This window comes from Hyphomicrobiales bacterium, assembly GCA_039973685.1.
Taxonomy (GTDB): domain Bacteria; phylum Pseudomonadota; class Alphaproteobacteria; order Rhizobiales; family JACESI01; genus JACESI01.
On sequence record JBDWKL010000042.1, the window covers coordinates 68,240 to 94,385 of the forward strand.

25 protein-coding genes are annotated in these 26,146 nt (G+C 48.3%); 4 read left to right on the forward strand and 21 right to left on the reverse strand.

What is annotated here, in order from left to right:
- The first annotated feature begins 110 nt into the window (after positions 1–110).
- Complete coding sequence (gene mazG, locus ABJO30_10875; protein MEP3233320.1) at positions 111–950, forward strand: nucleoside triphosphate pyrophosphohydrolase; 840 nt, start codon at positions 111–113, stop codon at positions 948–950.
- 18 nt (positions 951–968) lie between these two features.
- Here the strand turns inward: mazG and hflX are convergent, their stop codons facing one another.
- The 10 genes from hflX to dusB form a co-directional block, all read right to left on the reverse strand.
- Positions 969–2,207 (reverse strand): GTPase HflX, encoded by a 1,239-nt coding sequence (gene hflX / locus ABJO30_10880; GenBank protein ID MEP3233321.1) that lies wholly within the window; start codon positions 2,205–2,207, stop codon positions 969–971.
- Between the two features lie 128 nt (positions 2,208–2,335).
- A complete protein-coding gene (gene hfq, locus ABJO30_10885) occupies positions 2,336–2,572 on the reverse strand; it encodes an RNA chaperone Hfq (protein MEP3233322.1) in 237 nt (78 codons plus the stop codon).
- 127 nt (positions 2,573–2,699) lie between these two features.
- Positions 2,700–3,551, reverse strand: coding sequence for a D-amino-acid transaminase (locus tag ABJO30_10890; protein ID MEP3233323.1), 852 nt, complete (start codon positions 3,549–3,551; stop codon positions 2,700–2,702).
- A gap of 40 nt (positions 3,552–3,591) precedes the next feature.
- Positions 3,592–5,049, reverse strand: coding sequence for a potassium transporter TrkG (locus ABJO30_10895; protein MEP3233324.1), 1,458 nt, complete (start codon positions 5,047–5,049; stop codon positions 3,592–3,594).
- A gap of 3 nt (positions 5,050–5,052) precedes the next feature.
- Complete coding sequence (trkA, locus tag ABJO30_10900) at positions 5,053–6,432, reverse strand: Trk system potassium transporter TrkA (protein ID MEP3233325.1); 1,380 nt, start codon at positions 6,430–6,432, stop codon at positions 5,053–5,055.
- A 60-nt stretch (positions 6,433–6,492) separates the two neighbouring features.
- Complete coding sequence (locus ABJO30_10905; GenBank protein MEP3233326.1) at positions 6,493–7,884, reverse strand: sigma-54 dependent transcriptional regulator; 1,392 nt, start codon at positions 7,882–7,884, stop codon at positions 6,493–6,495.
- 4 nt (positions 7,885–7,888) lie between these two features.
- The gene (locus tag ABJO30_10910) at positions 7,889–10,213 is read right to left on the reverse strand and encodes a PAS domain-containing sensor histidine kinase (GenBank protein MEP3233327.1); all 2,325 of its coding nucleotides are present in this window, start codon (positions 10,211–10,213) and stop codon (positions 7,889–7,891) included.
- A 166-nt stretch (positions 10,214–10,379) separates the two neighbouring features.
- Positions 10,380–11,822, reverse strand: coding sequence for a nitrogen regulation protein NR(I) (gene ntrC, locus ABJO30_10915; protein MEP3233328.1), 1,443 nt, complete (start codon positions 11,820–11,822; stop codon positions 10,380–10,382).
- Positions 11,815–12,933, reverse strand: a complete 1,119-nt coding sequence (locus ABJO30_10920) for an ATP-binding protein (protein ID MEP3233329.1) — start codon at positions 12,931–12,933, stop codon at positions 11,815–11,817. Before ABJO30_10920 ends, ntrC begins: the two co-directional genes overlap by 8 nt.
- Positions 12,933–13,976 (reverse strand): tRNA dihydrouridine synthase DusB, encoded by a 1,044-nt coding sequence (gene dusB / locus ABJO30_10925; protein ID MEP3233330.1) that lies wholly within the window; start codon positions 13,974–13,976, stop codon positions 12,933–12,935. The genes ABJO30_10920 and dusB overlap by 1 nt, the downstream gene beginning before the upstream one ends.
- 157 nt (positions 13,977–14,133) lie before the next feature.
- Here dusB and ABJO30_10930 point away from each other — a divergent pair, with 157 nt between their 5' ends.
- Entirely contained in the window at positions 14,134–15,375 is a 1,242-nt protein-coding gene (locus ABJO30_10930; protein ID MEP3233331.1) for a bifunctional 2-C-methyl-D-erythritol 4-phosphate cytidylyltransferase/2-C-methyl-D-erythritol 2,4-cyclodiphosphate synthase, read from the forward strand.
- 1 nt (position 15,376) lies between these two features.
- Positions 15,377–15,871: a CinA family protein gene (locus ABJO30_10935; protein ID MEP3233332.1), complete on the forward strand. Its 495-nt coding sequence runs from the start codon at positions 15,377–15,379 to the stop codon at positions 15,869–15,871.
- Here ABJO30_10935 and ABJO30_10940 read toward each other — a convergent pair.
- Positions 15,856–16,311, reverse strand: a complete 456-nt coding sequence (locus tag ABJO30_10940; GenBank protein MEP3233333.1) for an SRPBCC family protein — start codon at positions 16,309–16,311, stop codon at positions 15,856–15,858. The two genes, ABJO30_10935 and ABJO30_10940, sit on opposite strands and share 16 nt — an antisense overlap.
- A 20-nt stretch (positions 16,312–16,331) precedes the next feature.
- Positions 16,332–17,297: a lipoyl synthase gene (gene lipA, locus ABJO30_10945; GenBank protein MEP3233334.1), complete on the reverse strand. Its 966-nt coding sequence runs from the start codon at positions 17,295–17,297 to the stop codon at positions 16,332–16,334.
- 211 nt (positions 17,298–17,508) lie between these two features.
- Between lipA and ABJO30_10950 the strand changes: the two genes are divergently transcribed.
- Positions 17,509–18,636: an acyltransferase gene (locus ABJO30_10950; protein ID MEP3233335.1), complete on the forward strand. Its 1,128-nt coding sequence runs from the start codon at positions 17,509–17,511 to the stop codon at positions 18,634–18,636.
- Here ABJO30_10950 and ABJO30_10955 read toward each other — a convergent pair.
- The 9 genes from ABJO30_10955 to ABJO30_10995 form a co-directional block, all read right to left on the reverse strand.
- A complete protein-coding gene (locus ABJO30_10955; protein MEP3233336.1) occupies positions 18,572–18,814 on the reverse strand; it encodes a GlsB/YeaQ/YmgE family stress response membrane protein in 243 nt (80 codons plus the stop codon). The genes ABJO30_10950 and ABJO30_10955 overlap by 65 nt on opposite strands.
- A gap of 87 nt (positions 18,815–18,901) precedes the next feature.
- Complete coding sequence (locus ABJO30_10960; protein ID MEP3233337.1) at positions 18,902–19,327, reverse strand: hypothetical protein; 426 nt, start codon at positions 19,325–19,327, stop codon at positions 18,902–18,904.
- Positions 19,328–19,431: 104 nt separating this feature from the next.
- Positions 19,432–20,868, reverse strand: a complete 1,437-nt coding sequence (gene lpdA, locus ABJO30_10965) for a dihydrolipoyl dehydrogenase (GenBank protein MEP3233338.1) — start codon at positions 20,866–20,868, stop codon at positions 19,432–19,434.
- Between the two features lie 11 nt (positions 20,869–20,879).
- Positions 20,880–21,515 carry an SGNH/GDSL hydrolase family protein gene (locus tag ABJO30_10970; protein MEP3233339.1) on the reverse strand — a complete coding sequence of 212 codons (636 nt, stop codon included), beginning with the start codon at positions 21,513–21,515 and terminating at the stop codon, positions 20,880–20,882.
- A 4-nt stretch (positions 21,516–21,519) separates the two neighbouring features.
- The gene (locus ABJO30_10975; protein MEP3233340.1) at positions 21,520–22,830 is read right to left on the reverse strand and encodes a pyruvate dehydrogenase complex dihydrolipoamide acetyltransferase; all 1,311 of its coding nucleotides are present in this window, start codon (positions 22,828–22,830) and stop codon (positions 21,520–21,522) included.
- Between the two features lie 3 nt (positions 22,831–22,833).
- Positions 22,834–23,112 carry a hypothetical protein gene (locus ABJO30_10980; protein ID MEP3233341.1) on the reverse strand — a complete coding sequence of 93 codons (279 nt, stop codon included), beginning with the start codon at positions 23,110–23,112 and terminating at the stop codon, positions 22,834–22,836.
- 4 nt (positions 23,113–23,116) lie between these two features.
- Entirely contained in the window at positions 23,117–24,499 is a 1,383-nt protein-coding gene (locus ABJO30_10985; GenBank protein MEP3233342.1) for a pyruvate dehydrogenase complex E1 component subunit beta, read from the reverse strand.
- Between the two features lie 12 nt (positions 24,500–24,511).
- The gene (gene pdhA / locus ABJO30_10990; GenBank protein MEP3233343.1) at positions 24,512–25,528 is read right to left on the reverse strand and encodes a pyruvate dehydrogenase (acetyl-transferring) E1 component subunit alpha; all 1,017 of its coding nucleotides are present in this window, start codon (positions 25,526–25,528) and stop codon (positions 24,512–24,514) included.
- A gap of 160 nt (positions 25,529–25,688) precedes the next feature.
- Entirely contained in the window at positions 25,689–26,003 is a 315-nt protein-coding gene (locus ABJO30_10995) for a septum formation initiator family protein (protein ID MEP3233344.1), read from the reverse strand.
- Between the last annotated feature and the right edge of the window lie 143 nt (positions 26,004–26,146).

Below are 26,146 nucleotides of genomic sequence, written 5' to 3' on the forward strand. Positions count from 1 at the left end.
TTTTGACGTAGATCAAAGCGAGCTCAACCATGCCATAACTTATATCAACTCTGTTCATTCTCATCTTGTCGGGCTAAGCAATGATTGTTGCTGATCTGGAGAATGATTGCATGGCCATGGATGAAGATTACCGTGATATCGAGCCGTCTCGTGACATAGAGCGTCTTTTGGAAGTGATGGCGCGGTTGCGTGATCCTGTGGCTGGTTGTTCTTGGGATCAGAAGCAAACATTCGAGAGCATCGCTCCATACACTATCGAAGAAGCGTATGAAGTGAAGGATGCGATTGATCGTGATGATATGCCGGACCTTTGTGATGAACTTGGCGATTTGCTGCTTCAGGTGGTGTATCATGCGGAGATTGCTAAGGAGCAAGGCGCGTTTGATTTTGGTGATGTTGTGGAAGCCATCAACCGTAAAATGATCCGTCGTCATCCGCATGTTTTTGGCACTGAAGAGCAAAAGAAGAGCGGCATTCAGGCTGGTGAATGGGAGCGGATTAAGGCTGTTGAGCGGGCTGAAAAAGCTGCGTTGAAACCAAAGCTAACAGAAGCCGAGGAGCCGTTGTTGCTTGATAGTGTGCCCGCCACCCTGCCCGCATTATCCCATGCAATGAAGCTGCAAAAACGGGCTTCGACCGTTGGCTTTGACTGGAACGATATTGGGCTTGTGTTCGATAAACTGCGCGAAGAATTTCAGGAATTTGAAGTCGAACAGGCGTCTGGTGATCAGGATAAAATGCAGGATGAGCTAGGCGATATTTTGTTTGTCGCGGTCAACTTGGCGAGGCATTTAAAAATTGACCCAGAAGCGGCTTTGGCTGGGACAAACCGCAAGTTCATAAAGCGATTCAATCATATAGAACGGCAATTACGAGTAAAAAATCGCACGTTGACTGAGGCAGATTTGAATGAATTGGAAAGGTATTGGATTGAAGCAAAGTCTATTTAAATCAATTGGTTATATGTGCTAACTCAGGTAATTTGATAGCTTTTCCCAATTCTCAGATTTTACTTTAATTGTGACTGATCCATCCTCTGCGGTATCGCAAGATAAAACAGTGCCGAGACTGTAGGCATAATGCATGTTTGCCAGTTTTTCGCCGTTCAATGTGACGGTGCGTGTTGTTTGATTGGCTTCTAAAATCTCTTTGAAATAGAGCAGAAGGTCTTCAACGCCCTCACCTGTAAAGGCGGAAATTAGTTTGATGGTTGGGAAGCCGCGGCCTTCAGATTTTGCGTGGGCGAAGGCCTTCTCATCGTCGCTCAATAGGTCAATCTTATTCCATACTTCCACATAAGCCTGTTGGTTTTTGGCAAGTGTGTCTGGGTTCGTAATGTCGACATCCAGATCACCCAATACGGAACTTACGTCTTGGCTTTGCGCGTGGCTGTCTTCGTGGGATATATCACGCACATGAACAATGATGTCGGCTTCGGTCACCTCTTCGAGCGTGGCGCGAAAAGCGGCGATCAGGTCTGTCGGCAAGCTTGAGATGAAGCCCACCGTGTCTGATAAAATAGCTGCCGTTCCGTCCCCAAGCTCTAACCTTCGCAGGGTCGGGTCAAGTGTTGCAAACAACAAGTCTTTCGCGAACACTTCAGCATTGGTTATGGTGTTAAACAGCGTCGATTTGCCTGCATTGGTATAGCCGACGAAAGCAATAATCGGGATTGCCTGTTTCTGGCGTTGCTTTCGGTGAAGCGAACGAGTGCGACGCACTTGGTCCAGTTGCTTTTCCAGCCGTTCAATTTTCATTTGCAGGGCGCGTCGATCAGATTCGATTTGGGTTTCACCAGGTCCGCCAAGGAAGCCACCGCCGCCGCGCTGTCGCTCAAGGTGGGTCCATGAGCGAACCAGCCTGCCCCGTTGATAATTTAGCGCTGCAAGGTCAACTTGTAGCGTCCCCTCTTTAGTCTGGGCTCTGGCACCAAATATTTCGAGAATAATGCCAGTACGATCAAGCACCTTTGTCTGCCAATCGCGCTCCAAATTGCGCTGCTGTACGGGGGTTAGCGGGTGGTCGACAATCGTAACTTTGATGTCGTTTTCGCGCAGGTGTTCGGCAATTTCTTCGACCTTGCCGCTGCCATAAAGGGTTGCGGGTTTTACCTTCGAAATTCGGCTGATATTGGTGAAGCAGATATCAAGATCAATCGCGGCTGCAAGGCCCATTGCTTCTTCCAGCTGGGCCTCAACAGAGCGCATAGGAGAGCCAGCCTCCACTATGGTCGGCACAAGAACGGCGCACTTGGTGCGCTCCTGCATTGTTTGATAACCGTCACCCATTAAGCAGCGACGAATTTATGGGATAAAGCATAGACAGCAAAGCTGGCTTAAGATTCATTTTGTTCAAACATTTGGATCGGGCTGCTCGGCATGATCGTTGAAATCGCGTGCTTATATACTAGTTGAGAATGCCCATCTCTTCTTAGTAGAAGACAGAAATTGTCGAACCAAGTGACAACTCCTTGCAATTTGACACCATTGACCAAAAATACGGTTAGTGAGATTTTTTCTTTACGTACATGATTTAAAAAATTGTCTTGTAGGTTCTGTGAACGTTCAGCCATCCTAGTAATGCCCCTTAGTAGGGCATTTTCTCGCCCTATTTTTTTTATTTTTTGCCGTTTCTACGACTTGAAGCGTAAGCTGCCATAAGAAGTTGAAATAGACAAGTTATCCTTAGTTTAAATGTATTCAGCCTGCATGTTCGTGAAAATGCGCCCGCAGTCTTTGCGATACTTCTCCAACTTTCCCATCACCCACTGGCTGTCCGTCAATTTGTATTATTGGCATACATATAGTAGTGGCGGCGGTAATAAAAGCCTCTTTTGCTTGTTTTGCTTCTTCAACCGTAAAGCGACGTTCTTCGACTTTTAGTTGTAAATTTTCGGCGACCGTCATCGTCGTACCACGCGTAATTCCCTTTAAAATGCCGCGAGATGCATCTCGTGTGACAAGGACATTGTCTTGCGTCACAATCCACGCGTTGGTCGATGATCCCTCAGTCACGTCGCCGTCGGCATCAACAAACCAAGCCTCATAGGCACCAGCTTCATGGGCTTTTTGTTTGGCAAGAATATTTGGCAGCAGCGAGACAGTTTTAATGTCTACACGGTCCCATCGATTATCTGGAACAGTGATGACGCTGACACCTGCGGCCGCTTTTTTGTCGGATGCTTCACGAGATGTCGATTTCGCGGTCATCACCATTGATGCAGGCGTCGATGGTGATGGAAATAGGTGATTTCGAGGGGAAACGCCGCGCGTTACTTGGATATAGACAATGCCGTTTTGGACGCGGTTTTTAAGACGCATTTCTTCGACAATAATCTCGATTGTTTTACGTCTGTTTGGCAGGTTGATTTCGAGTTCGTTGGCAGATCGTTCCAAACGATCAAGGTGCCCGCCCATATCGATGATTTTGCCGTCGCGAACTTCACAAACTTCATAAATGCCGTCGGAAAATTGATAACCGCGGTCTTCGATATGCACACCTGCGTGGGCGTGGGATAGATATTGTCCATTAACATAAGCAATGCGGCTCATAACTCACCTCGTAACTGTAAAAATTCAAAACACATTTGGGTCAACGCGAATGCAACCAATAGACCCTATTGAACGCAGTCAATAGTACCAGAATATGAAGTCTGCCCAATATCATCAAAATGGATAAAACAACTTTCGTTTCGGCGTCCATTTGGTGATATGCGGTCCATTGCCCTGTTTCGCTCCACCCTGTCGCATAAAAACCACCAACATTAGAAAAGGCGGCAACACTTGCGATGAGTGCTGCTTCGAAGGTATCTAGCCGAAGTGATAAAAATACGGCCCCCATCATGACTACCACCATTACGGCAAAAAAGTAGCTCCAGATAGCTTTGATCTTCGACAAATTATAACGCTGACTGCCAAACCGCTCAGGTTGAACACTGTTTGGATAAACCAATTTGGCGAAGTCTTTAACCGAGTGAGAGAGCATGCCCCCTATTCGGTAGAATGAAATGCCACCAGCCGTTGATAGCGAGCAGCCGCCTATTATTACGATCAGAAGAATGAAGGGAGCTGGTAGGACGCTAAACGAGCCGTTTCTGATTTCTAGGCCTGAGGTGCTTACAAGAGAAGCTGCAGTGAAGAAACCTTCTGTGAGTGCGGCTCCAGGCGCCAACACTTCTGTGGAACCTGCGCGTTGAAAGAACGTTGCAGCAAAAGTAATGCCTAGAATCACGAAGGCTGCGAAATAGAAATAGGTTTCGCGGTGTTGCTTTAACAAATCAAACCGTCGTGCCACTAGATTATTTTGCCAAAGGACACTTGTGCCAGCAATGAGCAAGAAGAGGCTCAGCACATAGGGTGTCAAAACATTCCCAAGTTCGCTAATCGGTGTGTCTGTCGCCACCATGCCACCTGTTGCAACGGCTGCAGTCATTAAATGAAATGCATCGAAGACGGGCACAGACGTCGCATTTAACGCGATAAAACATAAGATGGAAATGCAAAGATAACCCGCCGCAAGGTTCACAATAACTTGCCGTGCTTGATGACGAGTGATGTCCGTTTCACCTTGATTGTAATGGGAATGGCTCACGCTCAAACCACCGAGACCGGCAGGTGCCATGATAAGTACGACACCAATCAACGTCAGCAATCCCCCTACCCACTGAATAAGGCCGCGCAAAACAATGACAGCGATTGGTACTTCATTGATGGTTTGAAAGCCACTGGCTCCCGTTGTGGTCAAGGCAGATGTCGCTTCAAAATAAGCATCAGCCAGCGACAAGTCTGTGATTTGCATAAAGGAGATGGCCACAGGTAAAGGCAGCACAGTCCATAAAACGACCAGCAGCATGAAGCTTTCCACCCGATTGACGGCCCAGTCCCCTCGGCGAAACGCGAAGAACAAAGAAACGCTCACGTAAATGATGACGCCTGCAATGATCAAATTGGTTGATTGATCTGTATGCTTACTGCCAATCAGGGCACTGATACAGATGAGAAGCCCGACAAATGCAAAACAGATAGCTGCGAACCGGAATACGCCTGACATAGCTTAACCGAAGAAATCGAGGCTGACGCGGAACATTTGTTCAACTTGCTTCACCCGAGAAGCTTCAGCGAAGATGATAACCCGGTCTTTTGCGAGTATTTGCGTGTCTCCATGAGGAATAATGACCTCTTTATCGCGATAGATAGCACCAAAGCGGATGCCAGCTTCAAGGTTGAGCTCTCGTAAAGGTCTACCAACGAGTGAGGAGGTTTCAAGTGCTTCAGCTTCGATAACCTCAGCCTTCCCGTTTTGGACGGAATGGACTGCCCGAATAAGCCCGCGTCGCACGTGTTGCAGGATTTTTGAAATCGTAACTTGGCGCGGATTGATATAAGCATCGATACCAATGCTTCTGGTAAGGTTCGGATATCCTTTGTTATTTAAAAGCGCCATCGTGCGTGTGCAGCCTAACTGCTTGGCCATAACGCATGAAAGCATGTTTACTTCGTCATTATTGCTCAAGGCAACCATCATGTCTGAGGCTGCGGCGTCGGCCTCGATGAGAAGGTTTTCATCAAGCGCATTACCGTGCAGAACAACGGTGCGCTGAAGTTTGTCGGCAACCGTAATAGCGCGCTCTTTGTTTGCCTCGATGATTTTTACTTTAGCCCGTGCCTGTGTGCGTTCAATCGCACTTGCCACGTAAAGCCCGATATTGCCGCCGCCTGCGATAATAACGCGGCTGGCTTGCGTTTCATCATGGCCAAAAATGCCAAGTGTTCTTTGGATTTGATCACGTTCAACTGTCACATAGACAAGATCACCAGCTAGCATGCTGTCATCAGATTGCGGAACGAAGAGGCTGCTTCCGCGCACAATGCCAACCACGACTGTATGAAGGGTTGGAAACAGTTCTGAGAGCTGTCTGAGAGGTGTTTCAATAACGGGGCAATCTTCGCCACAGTGAATGCCCACCACGGCTACATTACCATTTGCAAACATAACAGTGTCATCGGAACCTGGCACTTGAAGCCGACGCATAAGCATCTCACCGACTTCAACCTCTGGTGAGATGATCACATCAATTGGCATGTTTTCCCTCGAAAACAAGTCTTGCCAATGTGGTTTTAGATAAGATTGCGCTCTGATGCGGGCAATTTTGGTTGGTACATTAAAGAGCGAGTGAGCAACCTGACAGGCCGTCATGTTCACTTCATCATAGAGCGTTACTGCAATGAGCATATCCGCATCTGCGGCACCTGCCCGTTGCAGCGTGTCTGGATGCGCGCCGTGACCGACATAAGCACGTACATCGAGTGTCTCACGAATGCGTTGAGTGAGCGCCTCAGACGAATCGATAACCGTTACATCATTGCCCTCGCTCGATAAGCGCTCAGCAATACCGTAACCGACTTGCCCTGCCCCACAAATAACAACTTTCATCGTGTCTCGTCCTTTAAATGGTCACGTGGACCGTTTGTCGGACTGTTTTAGCTGATTTTGTTATTGGTTATTAGTGTTTTTGCCACTTACACCCAAAGACTTGAGTTTTCGATGCAATGCGGACCTTTCCATGCCCACGAAATCGGCAGTTTTGGAGACATTTCCACCAAATCGGCTGATTTGCGCTAAGAGGTACTCACGTTCAAACACTTCTCGAGCTTCTCGCAGAGGCATCGCCATCAATTGTTCGCCGTCGCCCGAACCACTTGGTGCGCTTGGAAGATAAGCGCCAATTTCAGATGGCAGGTGTTCAACTGTGATTTCGCTATCAGGCTCGCCCTGCGCTAAAATCATCAACCGTTCAACATTGTTTTTGAGTTGGCGAATGTTGCCTGGCCAATCATGCCCTTGCAAAACGGCCATGGCTTCTTCCGCAATGGGGCGTTTCGGCAAGCCTTGGCTCTCAGAGATTTGGCTCATAAAATGCTCCACAATCTCAGGAATATCATCGCGTCTCTCATTGAGAGCAGGCACACGAAGCGGCACCACAGCTAAACGATGGAACAAATCATCACGGAATGTGCCTTGCTGGATTTCTGCTTCAAGATTGCGTGCGGTCGATGAGATAAAGCGGACATCTACTTTTACAGGTGTCACGCCATTAACGCGGTGGAAATGCTGGTCAATCAACACCCGCAAAATCTTGTTCTGCGTTTCATAAGGCATGTCGGCCACTTCATCGAGATAGAGCGTGCCTCCGTGGGCGCGTTCTAGGGCGCCGGTCCGTCGTGGACTGCCGTCAGCTGCTTCGCTACCAAACAACTCTTCTTCGATGCGAGACGCTTCAATGCCGCCTGTATTCAAAATAACAAAGGAGCCTTCTGCGCGCGTTGAACTTGCATGAATTTCTCGTGCTATCAGTTCTTTTCCTGAGCCTGACGGCCCAGAAATCATGATCCGGCTGTTGGCTGGTGCTATCCGGTGGGCGGTTTGGACCGTTTGACGGAAGATCAAGCTTTCGCCGACGAGCTTTTCTTCGCCACCAGCTTTAATCGTTAGTTCCTGCACGCGGTCGCGTAATTTGGATACTTCGATAGCACGTTCTGCCACTTGTAAGAGGCGGTCGGTTTTAAACGGCTTTTCGATATAATCGTAAGCACCGCGCTGAATGGCTGATACAGCAACTTCAACATTGCCATGTCCAGAAATCATGACGACGGGCAAGTCCTTATGATGCTTTTGCAATTCATCGAGAATAGCCAAACCATCGCGGTCGCTGCCTTGTAGCCAAATATCGAGAAAGACGAGTGCTGGTTTCCGTTTTTGCACTTCGGCAAGTGCGTCACGGGCATTTGCAGCGTCTCTCGTTTCATAGCCTTCATCTTCCAAGATGCCGGTTACCAGATCGCGGATATCGTCTTCATCGTCTACAACAAGGATATCTGTTGCCATATCGTCATATACTCGCAGTTTGAGTTTCTGATTGAGGAGCCAAACCGTCACTCGGTTGGTCCTCTTGTATTGTCTCATCCAAGGATGGATTATTTGCCATTGGCAAGGTAATGCGAACCATTGCACCGCGACCTGTTTCTTCATAGTCAGGCGCATCAAGCAGACGCATTTGGCCGTTGTGTTCTTCAATGACCTTCACAACAATCGCAAGGCCGAGCCCTGTGCCTTTTTTGCGGGTGGTCATATATGGTTCTAGCAATTGGTGTCGGTTTTCTTTGGGCCACCCTTTTCCGTTATCAATGATGTCTATGACGTATTTATCATCAATTTCTCGACCATGAATGTGCACTTTGCCACGTTCTGAACCTTCGAGCGCTTCTGTCTCATCATCGGTCCCCGGTATGGCTTCCCCTGCATTTTTGACGAGGTTTGTGAAAGCCTGTGACAGCAGTCGTTCGTCAAACATGGTCATCATTGGGTCTTTTGGTAGCTCATGGGTGAAGTCGATGTTTGGCTGGGCGACTTCCCTCACCTCTAGCGCTTCACGCAAACAAGCGGAAAGATTGCCCTTTTCTAAAACCGGCTTCGGCATTCTGGCAAAAGAAGAAAACTCATCGACCATTCTGCCAATGTCACCAACTTGGCGCACAATTGTGCTGGTGCATTTGTCGAATACTTCCTGATCTTTTTCTTCCAAGTCTTTGCCAAATCGGCGACGTAGGCGTTCTGCAGAAAGCTGGATCGGAGTTAGCGGGTTTTTGATTTCATGAGCAATGCGTCTTGCAACATCGGCCCATGCGGATGTGCGTTGGGCTGTTACAAGCTCTGTAATGTCATCCAATGTGAGGACGAAACCATCACGGCGGCCTTCTGAAAATTCAGCAGAAATTTGCGTATTTACCGTGCGCTCCATGCCGCCACGATTGAGGGAGATTTGCTCGCGGTGATCTGTGCGATCATTTAGAAAAGCACGATCCATTAAGCTCGCCATTTCAGGGATAACATCGACCAGCTTTTTGCCGATACTTTTCTGCTGGTTGGTGCCTATCAAGGTAAGACCAGAGCGGTTGATGACTTCGATGGTGCCATCTTCTGACATACCGACCACGCCGGCAGAAACACCAGCCAAAACCGTTTCAATAAATCTGCGACGATGATCTAGCTGCTCATTCACTTCCAAAATATCACGGCGTTGATCATTAAGTTGAGTGGTCATCTCGTTGAATGTTTCACTGAGAGCTCCAATGTCTCCCTCTTTTTTGCGCACAGGTACCTGCACAGAAAGATCACCTTTTGAGACGGCGGAAGCTGCCGTCATCAACTGCCTGATTGGATTGACCAAGCCGTCAGCGAAATTGATCGCGAGCCAAACCGAAGAGACCAGCAAAACGAGGGCGACGCCAAGGTAAAGCAAGGCGAATGCGACCTGAGTGCCGGTTTGGGTGTTTCTAAGATCAGAATATTCTGCTGAATTGATTTCCGCTGTTCTTAGATATTCAACCACTTCTTGATCGACCGATCTGATGGCATATAAAAATCGATCTTCAAAAAGGTCTATTCTAATTAAGGCGCCTACCAAATTGCTGGTTCGACCTGGGTTGATAAAAATCGGGACGCGCTCAAGACTTTTAGCGGCATCATTAAGCGCTACTATAGGGGCTTTAGGCCATTCGCGCGGCGTGGGCAGATTTGCTGATGCTAAAACATTTGCTTCTTTATCAACGATTTGAAGATGCGGAATGTTTCTAATGCGCGCTTGGGTGTTCATGAACAGCTGAAGCTGATCTGCATTCGAAATTAAAACGTTGTCCAGTCTCTCATAGTCATTCGCGATTGCTGAAATATCTGCGACGAGAAAGCGAGCGTGTTCATTAAGATAGGAGCGAGCAACGGTGACAGATGATTCGACGATGGCTTGAGTGCGCTCAGAAAACCAGCGATCTAACCCGCGGTCGAGCGTTAAACTTGCGACAATCGCAACCAAAATAGCAGGAACAGCAGCAATGACGGCAAACAGGCTAACGATGCGAATATGCAGTCGAGCGGCGGCCTTCCCCTTCTTGCGAGCTCGCCAAAGTTGGCTAACTTCCCAAAGAACGAGCATAACAAGGCAAACCATCAAGACTGCAATGGTGGTAACAATCGAAAGCGTTACGTTGCGGTTAGGGTCTATTGGGGTGAAACCGAGCAACACCGCAAATGCGGCCACTGTCGCGATGAGGGATACAACAACCAGAACAAGCCCCAAACGACGACTAAACGTGCGCCTATTCGTTGGTTCATTTGCTCTTTTGTTAAAAGATGTCTGTATGTCCGTCTTGGTAGACATTATTGTTGTACGCCAAAAATATTAATCGATATTGATCCCAGGTAGTGGTGTGTGCGTTGTTTTTGCAACACCTCATGTTACCCAAAAGCCACACTAATACAATGGCGAAAATATGGTTCCACCCCATAATTTTGTGAATATCCAACGTGCGTTGTTAATCGTCGTTTTAAAGAGATACGCGGATAACAGGAATCTGTAGGTCTTTGATTTTTTTCCGTAATGTATTGCGGTTTAAACCCAGTAATTCAGCTGCTTTTATCTGATTGCCACGGGTCGCACTTAAGGTTGCAATCAGTAGCGGTTCTTCTATCTCTCGTAAAATACGGTGATAGAGACCAGGCGGCGGCAAATCATCATTAAATTGGTTGAAATAAGTGGTTAGATGCCGCTCAACAGACGCATGGAGCGTTTTTTCTTCAGTAATTCCGTGCACCAATTGTGGTTCTTCGCGCTGGTCAAATTCTGATGAGACCACCAATTCGGTAATGACTTCATCGGGACATAGGGCCGTGAGTTTGCGGACCATGTTTTCAAGTTCGCGAATATTACCTGGCCAATTATGTTGCTTTAAACGGTCGAGAGCTGCTTTTTCGATTTGTTTGTTTCCAAGGCCTTCTTCAGAAGCAAGGCGGAAGAAATGGTGTACCAAGTCGTCTATGTCTTCCAGGCGCTCGCGTAGTGGCGGTAAACGAAGAGGCACAACGTTGAGGCGGAAGTAGAGGTCTTCGCGGAACAATCCCTGATTGATCAGTTGTTTTAGGTCTTTGTTGCTGGCTGCGACGATGCGTACATCTGTTTTGATGGCATTGCGCCCGCCGACGGTAGTGTATTCGCCTTGTTGAAGAACGCGCAGGAGCCGTGTTTGAGCGTCCATAGGCATATCGCCGATTTCATCAAGAAACAGTGTGCCGCCTTCCGCTTGTTCAAAACGACCTGTTGCTCGATTTTGCGCGCCCGTGAATGCGCCTTTTTCGTGGCCGAATAGTTCTGCCTCGATCAAGTCTTTGGGGATTGCAGCCATATTAATCGCGACAAAGGGGCCGTGTTTGCGTTTGCCAAAGTCATGCAACGCGCGCGCGACGAGTTCTTTACCTGTGCCAGATTCGCCGTTGATCAAAACGGTTAGGTCTGTTTGCATCAAGCGAGCGAGAATACGGTAGATTTCCTGCATCGCGCTAGAACGCCCGACCAATGGCATCTGGTCGCTATCTTGATCTCTCGTGTTTGCGGCAGCTTTGGTTTTTGGCTCAGCAAGGGCGCGGCCAATGATGGAAATTAGCTCTGTTAGGTCAAATGGTTTGGGTAGGTACTCATAAGCGCCACGTTCAGAGGCTTTGATCGCGGTCATGAAGGTGTTTTGAGCGCTCATCACAACGATTGGTAGGTCTGGGCGCAAACGTTTGATACGCGGTAAAAGGTCAAAGGCGTTCTCATCGGGCATGATCACATCGGTGACAACAAGATCGCCCTCACCTTCGTTGACCCAGCGCCAAAGCGTAGCGGCATTGGAGGTTAGCCGCACCTCATAGCCTGCGCGAGAAAGTGCTTGGTTGAGTACTGTTCTGATGGCTGCGTCGTCATCTGCAACTAGGATTTGTCCTTTAGACATTTATTTGCCCTTCTTTAGCCTGTGCCGTTTCCTTAAATGCTGGGAGGAGGATACGGAACATGGTGTGTTTGGGTTGGGATTTACATTCAATAATGCCACCGTGGTCGCCAATAATTTTGGCAACCAATGCAAGCCCAAGGCCTTTGCCATTGGTTTTGCTGGTGATGAATGGATCAAAAAGGTTCGGTAATAATTCGTCTGGTACGCCAGCGCCATTGTCGATGACGCAAAATTCCATCGGTAATGCCACACGCTCATTGCTGCCTGCTGTCGCAATGCGTACACCCGGTCTATAGGCCGAGGTGACGATTATTTCTGGGTCCGCAGTGTGCTCGCAGGCTTCTTGGGCATTTTTGATGAGATTCAAGAATACCTGAATGAGCTGATCTCGATTTGCCAGAACTGGTGGCAATGAAGGGTCGTACTTCTTCGAGACCTTCAAATCAGAGGCAAAACCGCTTTCAGCCAATGTGATCACGTGATCAAACACGGTGTGAATATTGATCGGGTCGCGCTCAATCGGGCGTTCGTCTGAAAATACTTCCATCCGATCGACGAGGCCGACAATGCGGTCGGCTTCATCTGTTATGAGGCGTGTAAGTGTGCGGTCGTCTTCATCGGCGCCTTGTTCAAGCAATTGGGCGGCGCCGCGTATGCCTGACAAGGGGTTTTTAATTTCATGAGCCAGCATTGCTGCAAGGCCTGTCACGCTTTTTGCTGCACTTCTGTGGGTCAATTGGCGGTCGATTTTGTCTGCCATCGTGCGTTCTTGCAGCATGATTGCGACGTTCTTTGAATGGCTATCCAGAGGCGTTGCGAAGACATCAACGACACGCGTCCCGCCGGTTCTTGGGGTGCCAATATCGACCTTATATTCATTGATCGGCCCATTGCGTTCGCGCACTTGTGGTAAGAGCGATAAAACCGGACTGCCAAATGGCATGATGTCTTCGATATAATGTTTCTTGAACCATGAAAGGCCAGCTTGGAAGAAGTCTTGGCCAGAATAATTGGCATAGATGATCTTGTTGTCGTCGCCCACCACCAAAACCGGATTAGGCAAGACATTCAAAACGGCGTCGCAAAAATTTCCTGAGATCTCACTATCCATTAGGCAACACTCTCAAGGTTGGCCGCGGTTATATCGGGTACGTCGCGGGAAAAGACTGTTTTGATGGTTTTCATGACCTCTGTAATATCTGTGTTGGTAAGAAGCGCTAGTCGTTCTGTTGCAGGTGTATTGGCTTTTCGAAAATCGTTAGCATCCAAATACCAACTCATATGTTTGCGAGCAGCCCGCATGCCGATGTGTTCCCCGTAATGATCAAGCAGCGCTTCATAATGTTCGCCAATCAGAGAGGCCAGATCATCGCCAGATGGCTCCGCTAATGTTTCACCCGTTTCAAGATAATGAGCGGCATAGCCCACAAGCCAAGGACGGCCATAGGTTCCTCGGCCAATCATCACGCCATCCGCTTTGGTGACGCTGAGGATTTCTTTGGCGTCGGATACATCGAGCACATCACCATTGGCGATAAGTGGAATATTGATTGCTTCTTTGACCTTCGCAATTGCCGCCCAATCAGCTTTACCGTTGTAAAACTGGCATCGCGTGCGCCCATGCAATGTTATCAATTGAACGCCCGCATCTTCCGCACGTTTGGCAAGGTCTGCGGCATTGAGGCTGTTGTCATCCCAACCAAGCCGCATTTTCAGCGTTACAGGGCAATCGACCGCCTCGACGGTTGCTTCAATCAAGGTCAGCGCATGATCAAGATCGCGCATAAGGGCTGAGCCTGAATAGCCAGAGGTTACCTTTTTTGCCGGGCAGCCCATGTTGATGTCGATAATGTCAGCACCCGCGTCTTGGGCATATTTCGCACCAACGCCCATCCAACTTGCTTCACGTCCAGCCAATTGGACGATGTGAGGTGCCTCGCCTGTCTTTGCAATTTTTAAGACAGCTTCTTTGTCTTCCTTGACAAGTTGCTCGCTTGCAATCATTTCAGACACAACACCGCCAGCGCCGAAGCGACTGACAAGACGGCGAAACGGCAAATCGCTGACCCCAGACATGGGCGCGAGATAAACGTTATTTGGCAATGTGATTGGGCCGATGGATAACACCGAGGGAACGCCCTTGTTGCTGTGCATAAAATTTATGCAATTTATATGATGCCTATATAATAGCCAAATGTTGCAGCGCGGCAAGGTGTAAATGATAGAAATAGTAAAATCTATCGTAATCACCTTGCGATCCGTATGGGCGCGGCGTATCTGGTAATCTCTCTCGCGCTATCAGAAGATTGATTTGATGGAAAAAAATAGAATTGCCGTGGTAATTGTCGCTGCTGGACGCGGTGAACGGGCCAAAAGAGCTGGTGAAGGCGATAAAGGCCCGAAGCAGTATCGCCTGATTGGTGGCAAAGCGATTATTGCCCATACGATTGACCGCTTTTGTAATCACGCATTAGTGGATCTCGTCGTACCGGTTATCCATCAAGATGACGATGCGCTTTATCTCGACGGGTTAGCTGGCTTTCAACATGAAAAGCTTTCGTCTCCCGTTGTTGGTGGCGCTTCACGGCAAGGCTCCGTCTATAATGGTTTGTCGGCTTTAAAGGCTGAAAAGATTGATTTCGTGCTTGTGCATGACGGTGTTCGCCCATTTGTATCGGATGGAACGATTGAGCGTGTGGTTGAGGGTTTGCAAGAGCACAGCTCCATCCTGCCAGCGCTTGCTGTTGTTGATACAATAAAGCGTGTGGCACCTGACAGCGGCGTTAATCCGATTGTTAGTGAGACGGTGGATCGATCTTTGCTTTGGTCGGCACAAACTCCGCAGGGTTTTCATTATGATGAGCTCTTGAAAGCCCATGATGACGCGGAAGCTGATAATTTTACAGATGACTGCGCGGTGATGGAAGCGGCTGGTCATGATGTTCGTATTGTTGAAGGCAATGGCGAGAACATAAAAATAACAACGCCTGATGATATTGATGAAGCCGAAAGACGGGTAAAGAATATGGTCGATCAGGATGAACGGGAAGAAAAAATGACAGAGATGGAAACACGTGTTGGCAATGGTTTTGATGTGCATGCGTTTGAAGATGGTATTGCCGTCATTCTTGGCGGTATCTCTATTCCGCATACGAAAAAGCTGAAAGGCCATTCAGACGCAGATGTTGCTTTGCATACAATCACCGATGCAATTTATGGCGCGCTGGCTGATGGTGATATTGGTAGCCACTTCCCGCCAAGCGATGAGCAATGGAAGGGTGCGGCATCCGATCAGTTCCTTATCCATGCCTGTGATCGGGTGAAGCAGCGCGGCGGGCGCATTGTTCATCTTGATCTTACGCTGATGTGCGAAGCGCCGAAGATTGGTCCGCACCGTGAAGCCATGCGTGAGAAAATCGCAGAGATTTGTAACCTGCCCCTCTCCCGTGTTGCTGTTAAAGCAACGACAACGGAAAGACTTGGGTTTACAGGCCGCGAAGAAGGCATTGCGGCAATGGCGACGGCTACGATCCAAATTCCATTTGAGGACTAAAATGTCTGAAGCCATCCAGAAACTTAGCAAGACGATTGTTCAGCGTTGCACGGATAACGCAAAGTTGGTTGTGACGGCTGAGTCGTGCACGGGCGGCCTTATTGCAGGTGCTATTACTGATATTGCGGGATCGTCAGCGGCTTTAGAGCGTGGTTTTGTGACCTATTCTAATGAGTCTAAAAACGAGATGCTCAGCGTGCCTGCTGAAATGATTGAAGAGCATGGTGCCGTTAGCGAAGAAGTTGCTCATTATATGGTGCTGGGTGCTTTAGGGCATTCGCAGGCAAATTTTGGCGTGGCCGTGACAGGTGTTGCTGGACCCGGTGGTGGAAGCGAAGAGAAACCGGTTGGCCTTGTCTATATAGCGGCCGCAAGCAAAGAGCCGCAGCGGGTCATAGTCTCAAAAGAACTGTTTCCAGATAATGGCCGTGCGTCTATTCGCGAAGCGACAGTGCAGCGTGCTTTGACTATGCTACTTGATCAACTAGACGCATAGACTTTATCGGCGCGGTCTTCAAAAGCCTCTGCAAATCGTCTGAAGGCGCGGTCAAAAACGGTGCCCATAAGAGCTGCAAATGCTCTGCTTTTAAACTCATAATCTAATTTGAAAATGATGTCCGACGTGCCCTCGCCCTCGTCTTTGAAGCTCCACTTGTTTTCAAGTTCGCTAACAGGACCATCGAGGTATTCAACGAGTATCTCATTGGCTTCACGGTTCAGGGTTACTTTGGTCGTGAATGTCTCGCGGAAAACTTTATAGGCAACTGTCATATCAGCCACCAAAATCTCAGTGCCATCAGGACGCGCTTTGCGGCCACGAACGACGAGCGTTTCGCATAAAGGCACGAACTCAGTGTATCTTTCAACATCCGCCACCAAGTCAAACATGTTGCTTGATGAATGGTTGACGCGGCGGGTGGTTTCAAAACTTGGCATGAAAGTTTCGGTCTCGCTCACTAATGTGATGCGTTCTTTTCAGCACGGGCTTTTTGAAGCTTGGCAAAATCTTCGCCAGCATGGTGCGATGAACGGGTAAGCGGGCTTGATGATACCATCAAGAAGCCTTTGGTATAAGCAACTGTCTCATAGCCTTTGAAAGCTTCTGGTGTCACATATTCCACCAATTCATGGTGACGTGGTGTTGGCTGCAAATATTGGCCGATGGTGATGAAATCAACGTCAGCGCTGCGCAGGTCATCCATTACCTGCAAGACTTCATTCCGCGTTTCACCAAAGCCCACCATGATGCCAGATTTAGTGAAGATGGTTGGGTCAATCTCTTTTATCTGCTGCAACAAACGCAACGAATGGAAATAACGAGCACCCGGTCTTACAGTGAGATATTTGCCTGGTATCGTTTCAAGGTTGTGATTGAACACATCTGGCTTTGCCGCAACGACAATTTCCAAAGCGCCCTCTTTGCGAAGAAAATCAGGCGTTAGAATTTCAATTGTCGTATTGGGCGAACGTTCGCGGATTGAGGTGATGACGTTTGCAAAGTGCTGGGCACCGCCATCATCAAGATCATCGCGGTCAACGGATGTAATAACCACATGCTCAAGGCCGAGTTTAGCAACGGCATTGGCAACATTGCTTGGTTCATCCAGATCAAGCGGGTGCGGCATGCCTGTGCGCACATTACAAAAGGCACAAGCGCGGGTGCAGATTTCGCCCATGATCATCATGGTAGCGTGTTTCTTTTCCCAGCACTCACCAATATTCGGGCAACCTGCTTCTTGGCAGACGGTGACAAGATTGTTTTCTTTTACGATCTTCTGGGTTTCTAAATAGCCTTTTGACCCCGGAGCGCGCACTCTGATCCACGACGGTTTTTCAACGCGTGCATGAACTGGGCGGTTCGCTTTTTCTGGGTGACGAAGCTGTGGCTTTGTCTGTTTTGCCGTATCAAGAACAGTGACCATATTAGTATCTTTCTCCTGCCCCCCTATATGGATTTTGTTGGGCAAAAAGTCGAGCGTAAACTGGAGCAAATCCTTCACATTAATGGTTAATTCAGCATTAAGTTGCAGGTTATAAGGCGATGTAATATTTTAATAGCTGGGACAGTACTGGAAAATTTAAATTTGCGATCAGGGGTGAACCGCAAATTTATCAGCCGGAGCTTGGCAGAACATGCGAAGAAATACTCGTACTATCTCAGAAATTTCCCCTACTGGATCTAATAGTTTTGGCGTGGTTCGATTATTGGCCGCGAGCTTGGTCGTGTTTTCTCATGCAACAGCGATTGTACATGGCGATGCGGTGAAAGAACCCTTGGCTGAATTGACTGGTCACACCTTAGGTTGGCATTCAGTGAATATGTTCTTTTGTTTGTCTGGCTTGTTGATCATGGCATCAATGGAACGCACATCATCGACGCTTCAATTTTTGTGGGCTCGGTTTTTGCGCCTATATCCAGCGATCCTTGCGCTTGTCTTCTTTATGTTTGGCATTGGCGCGGTGATGTCGTCTGAACCGTTTTCGTTATTCACCTTTGTTGACCTTTCAGCACGCACCCTATTGTTGTTTGGTGATAGTGCCACCCTACCCGGTGTTTTTGCGAACAATCCGCTTTCCGATACAATTAACTCACCTTTGTGGACACTGCGGTTTGAGGTGTTTTGTTATTTGTTTTTGGCTCTCAGCTTTACCGTTGTTGCAGCGATCAAAAACCGTTTTCCTGCATTCGTAACTTTCAAGACCTTCAGTTTAACCGTCATGGTTATTTGCGTTGTGCATATGAATTTCTTCTATGATGAGAAAACCGCAACGATCGATTCACACCTTGCACGTTTTGTTTTTGCGTTCTTTATCGGTGCTTGGGTATGGCAGTGGCGTGACGCGCTTCGCCCTAATCTCAAAGGGTTGGTGATCTTCGGTGCTTTGAACCTAGTTTTGCTTCTCGTTGGCATTCATTACGCACCAATCCAGATTATCATGGGTAGCTACCTTGCGCTTTATATCGGTAGTTTGAACTTTGGTGCTTTGGCGCGTTTTACGGATCGCCAAGATTATTCATACGGCGTGTATATTACAGGTTTCCCACTCCAGCAGATCATCTACACTCTGCTGCCAGAAGCCTCGCCTGTTATAAATTTTGCAAGTGCTATGCTCATCGCATTGCCTGTCTCAGCCCTGTTTTGGAACTTCATTGAAAAGCCAGCGCTGAAATTAAAAGCTATTCGGATTGATCGTGTTATCGACCTTTTACTTTCTGGTAGACAAAAATCACCAACATCGCGCCTAAAGACGCTACGATAATATTGCTAATAAAGCCGGGTAGAATGGTGATGCCTATTAGGCCAACGATCCACCAACCAATGAATGAGCCGACGACACCGCAAATTATGTTGGTCAAAAGGCCATGATTGGTTTTCATCACTTGTTCGGCGATCCAGCCTGCGATGCCGCCGATGATGATTGACCAAAAAATTCCCATAACACCCTCACATGATAATGGTGAGCGACGGTTAATCGCTCACCCAGTTAAATTATCTCATGGTGAAACCCATGAATTTGTACAAACCTAGCACTGATATTGAAAGGTGAAAACCAGTGTGTCTGTTTTCTGGCGGCCAGTTGGTTGTCCTCTGCGCCAGACCTCACGAGTGCCACGCATGGTGATACGCGTTTGGTTTTTACTTACAGGGCCTTCAACATGATACTGCAAGGGGTTGTCAGGATTAAAGCGCGAAAAAACCCGCGCATTTCCGGAATAATAGCCACCATTATTACGGCCATTGAAAAGCAGTGTGCCAGGGCTAACTGAAAGGCCTGAGCGTGGGTGTTCGTAATAAAACCAGCGTTTTTTTCCGCTGGCTTTAAGGCGCATGATGGAGCCGTTATGGTTCCAGCAGCTATCTGCGTTTGCGGCTGTTGCTGTGAACAGCGACATTGATGTTGTGGAGGCGGTGGTGGCGAGCAATAGTGCGCCGATTGTCATAATTTTCATAAAAATATACCCTGTTAAATCAAATAATGATTACAGGGTATATCAAATCGTTTGTGAACAGATGTCAAATAACCTATTCAGAAATGGTTCAGTAATTTTAGCCCTTAGGCGTGAATAACTTTGCCATAAGCATCGAGCACGCTTTCATGCATCATCTCTGACAGAGTTGGGTGCGGGAAGACTGTATGCATTAGGTCTTCTTCTGTGGTCTCAAGGTTCATGGCAACCACATAGCCTTGAATAAGCTCTGTTACTTCAGCACCAACCATATGCGCGCCAAGCAATTGGCCCGTTTTCTCGTCAAAGATTGTTTTGACCAAACCATTCGGTTCACCAAGCGCTATTGCTTTGCCGTTACCAGCAAATGGGAAGCGACCAACTTTCACTTTGTGGCCTGCTTCTTTGGCTTTTTCTTCCGTCATGCCAACGCTTGCAACTTGTGGGTTACAGTAAGTACAGCCAGGTATTTTTGCTTTGTCCATTGGGTGTGCATCAAGGCCTGCGATTTTCTCGACGCAGATAACGCCTTCATGCTCAGCTTTGTGTGCAAGCATTGGTGGGCCAGCCACGTCGCCGATTGCGTAGATGCCAGCAACATTGGTGTTGCCATAGCCGTCAATCACAACACAGCCGCGATCAGTTTTAATGCCGAGCTTTTCAAGGCCGAGACCTTCGATGTTACCAACAACGCCAACCGCAGAAATGAGTTTGTCAGCGCTGATCGGTGTTACTTTTCCGTCTTTGCCTTCAACATGAGCCGTAATGCCATCTTTGGTCTTTTCAACCTTGGTCACCTTCGCCTCAGTAATGATCTTCATGCCCTGCTTCTCAAGCTGCTTGCGGGCAATGGTTGAGATTTCTTTGTCTTCTACCGGCATGATTTGAGGCATCAATTCCACAACAGTCACATCAGCGCCCATTGTTTTATAAAAGCTTGCAAACTCGATACCGATGGCGCCAGAACCCATAACCACCAGAGATTTTGGCATCTCTTTCGGGTTCATTGCTTCAAAGTATGTCCAAATCTTATCGCCATCAGGCTCAATACCTGGGATAGCGCGTGGACGTGCGCCAGTGGATAAGATGATGTGCTTGGTTTTGTAAGTGCCCTCACCCTTTGTGCCTTTTGGCGCTGGGTGTTGAGGCTCTACAGCCTTTTTCTTCGGTGCAGAAACTTTGACTTCGCCTGCTTTGACGATTTCAGCTTCACCCCAAATAACATCGACCTTGTTTTTCTTAAGCAAGAAGCCAACGCCACCGTTCAATTGAGCAGAGACGCCGCGAGAACGGGCGATGACTTTTGAAATATCAAAGCCAAACTTGTCAGCGCTTAGGCCGTAATCATTGGCATTTTCCATATAGTGGAAAATCTCAGCAGAACGCAGCAGTGCTTTTGTTGGGATACAGCCCCAGTTCAAGCAGATACCGCCGAGATGCTCGCGCTCAACTACGGCTGTCTTCATGCCAAGTTGCGCGGCACGGATTGCGGCCACATAGCCGCCGGGGCCGCCGCCGATAACAATGATATCGTAATTAGACATGAGCTTAGCTCCTAAACTGAGAGAATTGTTTTGACTGGTGCGACAAGTGCCTCACCAAGTTTGATCGTGTCTTCAGCACTCAAATGAATGCCATCTAACGCTGTACCGCTTGCAACGGTTGCAGCATTGAAAAAGTGTGCGCCTTCGTCGTTTGCCATTTGCTCATAGAGCGGGGCTAATTCATCAAAGCGTTTGTAGGTGTCGCCAAAGATTGGGCCGTAATAAGGATCATCGGTTTTGATGATCTTCGTTGGTGAGACGACAAGCACCTCAGGAACGGGCATGTCTGGCTCTGTGTGATAGGTTTTGACCGTTTGGACCAATCGACGCATCCCACGCGCTACATTGAACGGTGTGAGGCTGTAATTGGTATGGAAGTCGTTTGACCCCAATGCCAAAATAACCAAATCAAGCGGTGCGTGGCTTTCAAGCAGTGACGGCAAGATATCCAAACCACGGCGATGATCGCGAAATTGATTGTCATGAACAGTCGTTCTGGCGTTTAGCGCGTTGTCGAGCACTTCAACGTCATTGCCTAAGGCTTTTTGTAAAACGCGGGGCCAGCGCACGTCACGCGGATAACGCGCTCTCGTGCCTGGGATAAAGCCCCACATAATACTGTCACCGAAGGCCAGAACGGTCTTCATAGGTTTACACCATCATTGAAAATGGGTTTTCGAGGTAGTGCTTAAAGCTTGATGACAATGTCGCGCCAACAGATCCATCAATCACACGGTGATCGAACGCGAAGGTCGCTGTCATCATGGTTGCTGTAGTTAGCTCGCCATCACGAACAACCGGACGCTTTTCGCCCGCACCAATAGATACGATAGACGCATGCGGTGGGTTGATGATGGATGTGAAATCACGAACACCAAACATGCCGAGGTTTGAGACTGCTGTTGTGCCACCTTGATATTCAGATGGTTTCAACTTGCGATCACGGGCGCGCTTGGCAAGGTCTTTCACGTTGTTTGAAATGACAGACAGCGATTTTTCTTCCGCCGCTTTCACGATAGGCGTAATCAGGCCACCTTCAATTGCCACTGCAACGCCGACGTCTGCATGCTTATGCATAACCATGCCGCTCTCAGTCCAAGAAGCGTTGGTTGCTGGGTTGGCTTTAAGGGCTAGCGCTAATGCTTTGATGATGAAGTCGTTTACAGAGACTTTGTAAGCAGGCTTATCATCCACGACTGGCGCGGCGTCATTGATTTGTTTGCGGGTGGCCAATAGCGCGTCCAGCTCACAATCAACTGAAAGATAGAAGCTTGGGATTGTCTGCGTTGATTCTGTCAGGCGGCTTGCGATTGTTTTGCGCATACCATCATGAGGAACGATCTCGTAAGAGCCTTCTTCAAAGAGTTTAAGCACAGTTTCATCTGACATGCCGGTTGCAAGGGTTTTCTGCGATGCAGGAGCGCTAGCTGCTGCTTTGGCTTTGCCTGTTCCAGATTTGATTGCTGCTTCAACATCCCGCTTTACAACACGGCCATGTGGGCCTGTGCCACTAACAGCTGCAATGTCGACGCCCTCTTGTGAGGCGATCCGGCGAGCAAGTGGTGAAGAGAAGATGCGATCACCGGAAGCAGCCTTTGGAGCGGCAGGTGCTGGTGCGACAGCAGCAGGTGCTGGCGCAGCTTCCGCCTCAGGCGCTTGCGCTGCGGGTGCAGCGGCTGGTGCGGCTGCAGGGGCAGCGCCAATGTCTGAGACGCTTTCGCCCTCTTCTAGGAGAACCGCGATTATGGCATTTACTTTGACGCCTTCAGCGCCTTCATCGACCATAATTTTGCCAATGGTGCCTTCATCTACAGCTTCCACTTCCATGGTCGCTTTGTCGGTTTCAATTTCGGCTAACACATCACCAGAAGTGACACTGTCACCTTCTTTTACGACCCATTTGCTCAGTTTGCCTTCTTCCATCGTTGGTGAAAGAGCTGGCATTAAAATTTCAATCGGCATTGTTTACTCCCAGTCGCGCCCGTTTAGGGTGGCTTTCGTCAGGCGAATTTTGCCATCATCAGCCGGAATCCGGTTAGCGGCCTGCTGAATAAAGGTTTGAATTTCAACCGCTTTTAAAACGGCCATTTCTTGGTCAAGGGGGCGATGAAAATGGTCTTCCAACGCATCCTTGGAAATCTCGATTACCAATCCAGGTCGACGACCGACCCGGCTGGCGGTGTCAAACTGGACGCCATCATTCATCCGGTCATAGCGGACAGATCTGATATCCAGTTTGATCATTGGCTTAGCTCATATACGTCACAGCTTTAACGGCTTCGATAACCTCAGCTGTTGTTATAAGAGCTAACTTTTCTAGGTTCGCCGCATATGGCATTGGAACATCTTTACCCGCCAAAGTAATCACTGGCGCATCAAGATAATCAAATGCTTGCTGCATGATTTGGCTAGAAAGATATGAGCCAACAGATGACTGTGGGAAACCTTCTTCAACGGTTACGCATCGACCTGTTTTGCGAACAGAAGCCAAAATAGTGTCCATATCAAGCGGACGAATTGTACGAAGGTCGATGACCTCAGCATTTACGCCAATGCTTGCAAGGGTGTCGGCGGCTTCAATGGCGTATTGCATGCCAATGCCGAAAGAAATGATTGTCACGTCATCGCCCGCACGTTCAATGCGCGCTTTACCAATTGGCAAGACGAAATCATCAAGCTTTGGCACGTCGAAGGTACGACCGTACATCATTTCGTTTTCTAAGAAGATCACAGGGTTTGGATCACGAATGGCCGCTTTCAAGAGGCCTTTTGCGTCTGCTGCACCGTAAGGCATAACGACTTTGAGGCCCGGAATTTGGCTGTACCATGCTGCATAACACTGGCTGTGCTGAGCCGCCACGCGAGAGGCGGCACCATTTGGACCACGGAACACGATTGGACAACCCATTTGGCCGCCAGACATGTAAAGCGTTTTAGCCGCAGAATTGACGATGTGGTCAATCGCTTGCATGGCAAAGTTGAATGTCATGAATTCAACAATTGGTTTCAAGCCCGCAAAGGCTGCACCAACACCGAGACCAGCAAAGCCGTGCTCTGTAATCGGCGTGTCGATGACGCGACGGTCAGAGAACTCAGCAAGCAAACCTTGGGTGATTTTATAAGCACCTTGATATTCAGCAACTTCCTCACCCATGACGAATACATCATCATCTGAGCGCATTTCTTCAGCCATTGCATCGCGCAATGCTTCGCGCACTGTTGTTGGCACCATTTCTGTGCCTGCTGGAATGTCAGGGTCAGATAATGTCTCGGCAGGTGCAATTGGCTGTGCTGGCACACTTGGTGCTGGTTCAGCGCTTGCTTCTGGTGCTGCGGCAGCTGCTGCTGGCGCTGGGCTTGGTGATGAACCGATCGCGCTTGCGTCTTCGCCCTCTTCCAAGAGAACTGCAATGACAGCGTTTACTTTTACTTCTTCTGTGCCCTCTTCCACCATGATCTTACCGATCACGCCTTCATCAACGGCTTCAACTTCCATTGTGGCTTTGTCTGTTTCGATTTCAGCAAGCACATCGCCAGATGACACAGTGTCACCTTCAGCTTTGAGCCATTTTGAAAGTTTGCCCTCTTCCATGGTTGGGGAGAGCGCAGGCATTAAAATATCTATTGGCATGGTATCGTCCCCTTAAACCAGAATGTCCGTGTAAAGCTCGGAAATCGGCGGTTCCGGATCGTTTGTTGCAAAATCAGCGGACGCATTTACGACACCACGAATTTTCTTATCAATGTCTTTGAGTGACGCTTCGTCCGCATGGCCACGCTCAATAATACGCTGCTTAACCTGCTCGATCGGGTCGTGCTCAGCGCGCATTTTTTGCACTTCGTCTTTACTGCGATATTTCGCCGGATCAGACATTGAGTGGCCGCGATAGCGGTATGTGCTCATTTCAAGAATGTATGGGCCTTTGCCAGCACGACAATGCTCTACAGCTTTCATGCCTTCATGGTAGACTTCGCGAACATCCATTCCGTCAACTTTAACGCCTGGAATATCAAACGCTTCGCCACGTTGAGCAAATTCTGATTGTGCCGATGAACGGCTAACAGATGTACCCATTGCATAATGGTTGTTTTCGATAATGAAGATCACTGGCAGCTTCCATAGCGACGCCATGTTGAAGCTTTCGTAGACTTGGCCTTGGTTAGAGGCGCCGTCACCGAAATAGGTGAGCGAAACTTTGTCATTGCCGCGATATTTATTGGCGAATGCGAGGCCGGCACCGATTGGCACCTGTGCTCCAACAATGCCGTGACCGCCAAAGAATTGTTTCTCTTTGGAGAACATGTGCATTGAGCCACCCTTACCTTTCGATAAGCCGCCCATGCGTCCGGTCAATTCAGCCATAACGCCATTTGGGTCCATGCCGCAGGCAATCATGTGACCGTGGTCGCGGTAACTGGTGAGAAGCTGGTCTTCACCTTCGCGAATACACATTTGCATGCCTGTAACAACAGCTTCTTGGCCGATGTAAAGGTGACAGAAACCACCGATAAGGCCCATGCCATATAGTTGACCGGCTTTTTCTTCAAACCGTCGGATCAACAACATGTCTTTGTAAGCTTGGAGGTCTTGTTCTTTTGAGAAATCATTTGGCTTGTTAGAGCCTGTCGACGGTTTCCCGCCTTTTGTTTTTGCTGCCATGCCGCCCTCATGAGATTGGATTAGTGAAACGTATCATTATCTATAGCAAAATAGAAGACAGGGATTGGGATATATCACTCCCGTCCAACTACCTGATTATAATGAGTTTTTATATTAATAACTTGATTTCAGTTAATTAAGCAAATTAACTGCTTATGAATTAATTATCCAGCAAATAGACAACCTCATTTGGATGCACCACATTGAGCTTGGCGCGAGCGAGTTCGTCTACGGTCTCTTTGTCTGGACTGCCTGGCGTCAACAAATTGACCTGCAATTCCAACGCTTCTCGGTCTTTTTGAACCGCAGAAAGCCTTGTTTCTAAGACATTAATTCTACCTTTGATGGACTGATAGCCAATCAAACCGTAGGAGCCGTGAAATGAATGGAAACCGAAATACCCTAAGAACGCAACAGAAAAAACTGGCAGGATAAAACGGTTGATTAGTGATTTTTTACGCTGGCGGGTCGCCATAGACAGTCACCGAAACTATTTACTCAATACTACATCTATAGAATCGGTCATTGAGTTTAAGAAACCGTTGCGATCCTAAACAATAGGAAAATAAATTTTCAATATAACGAAAAACCCCAACCATGAAGGCTGGGGTTTGAATT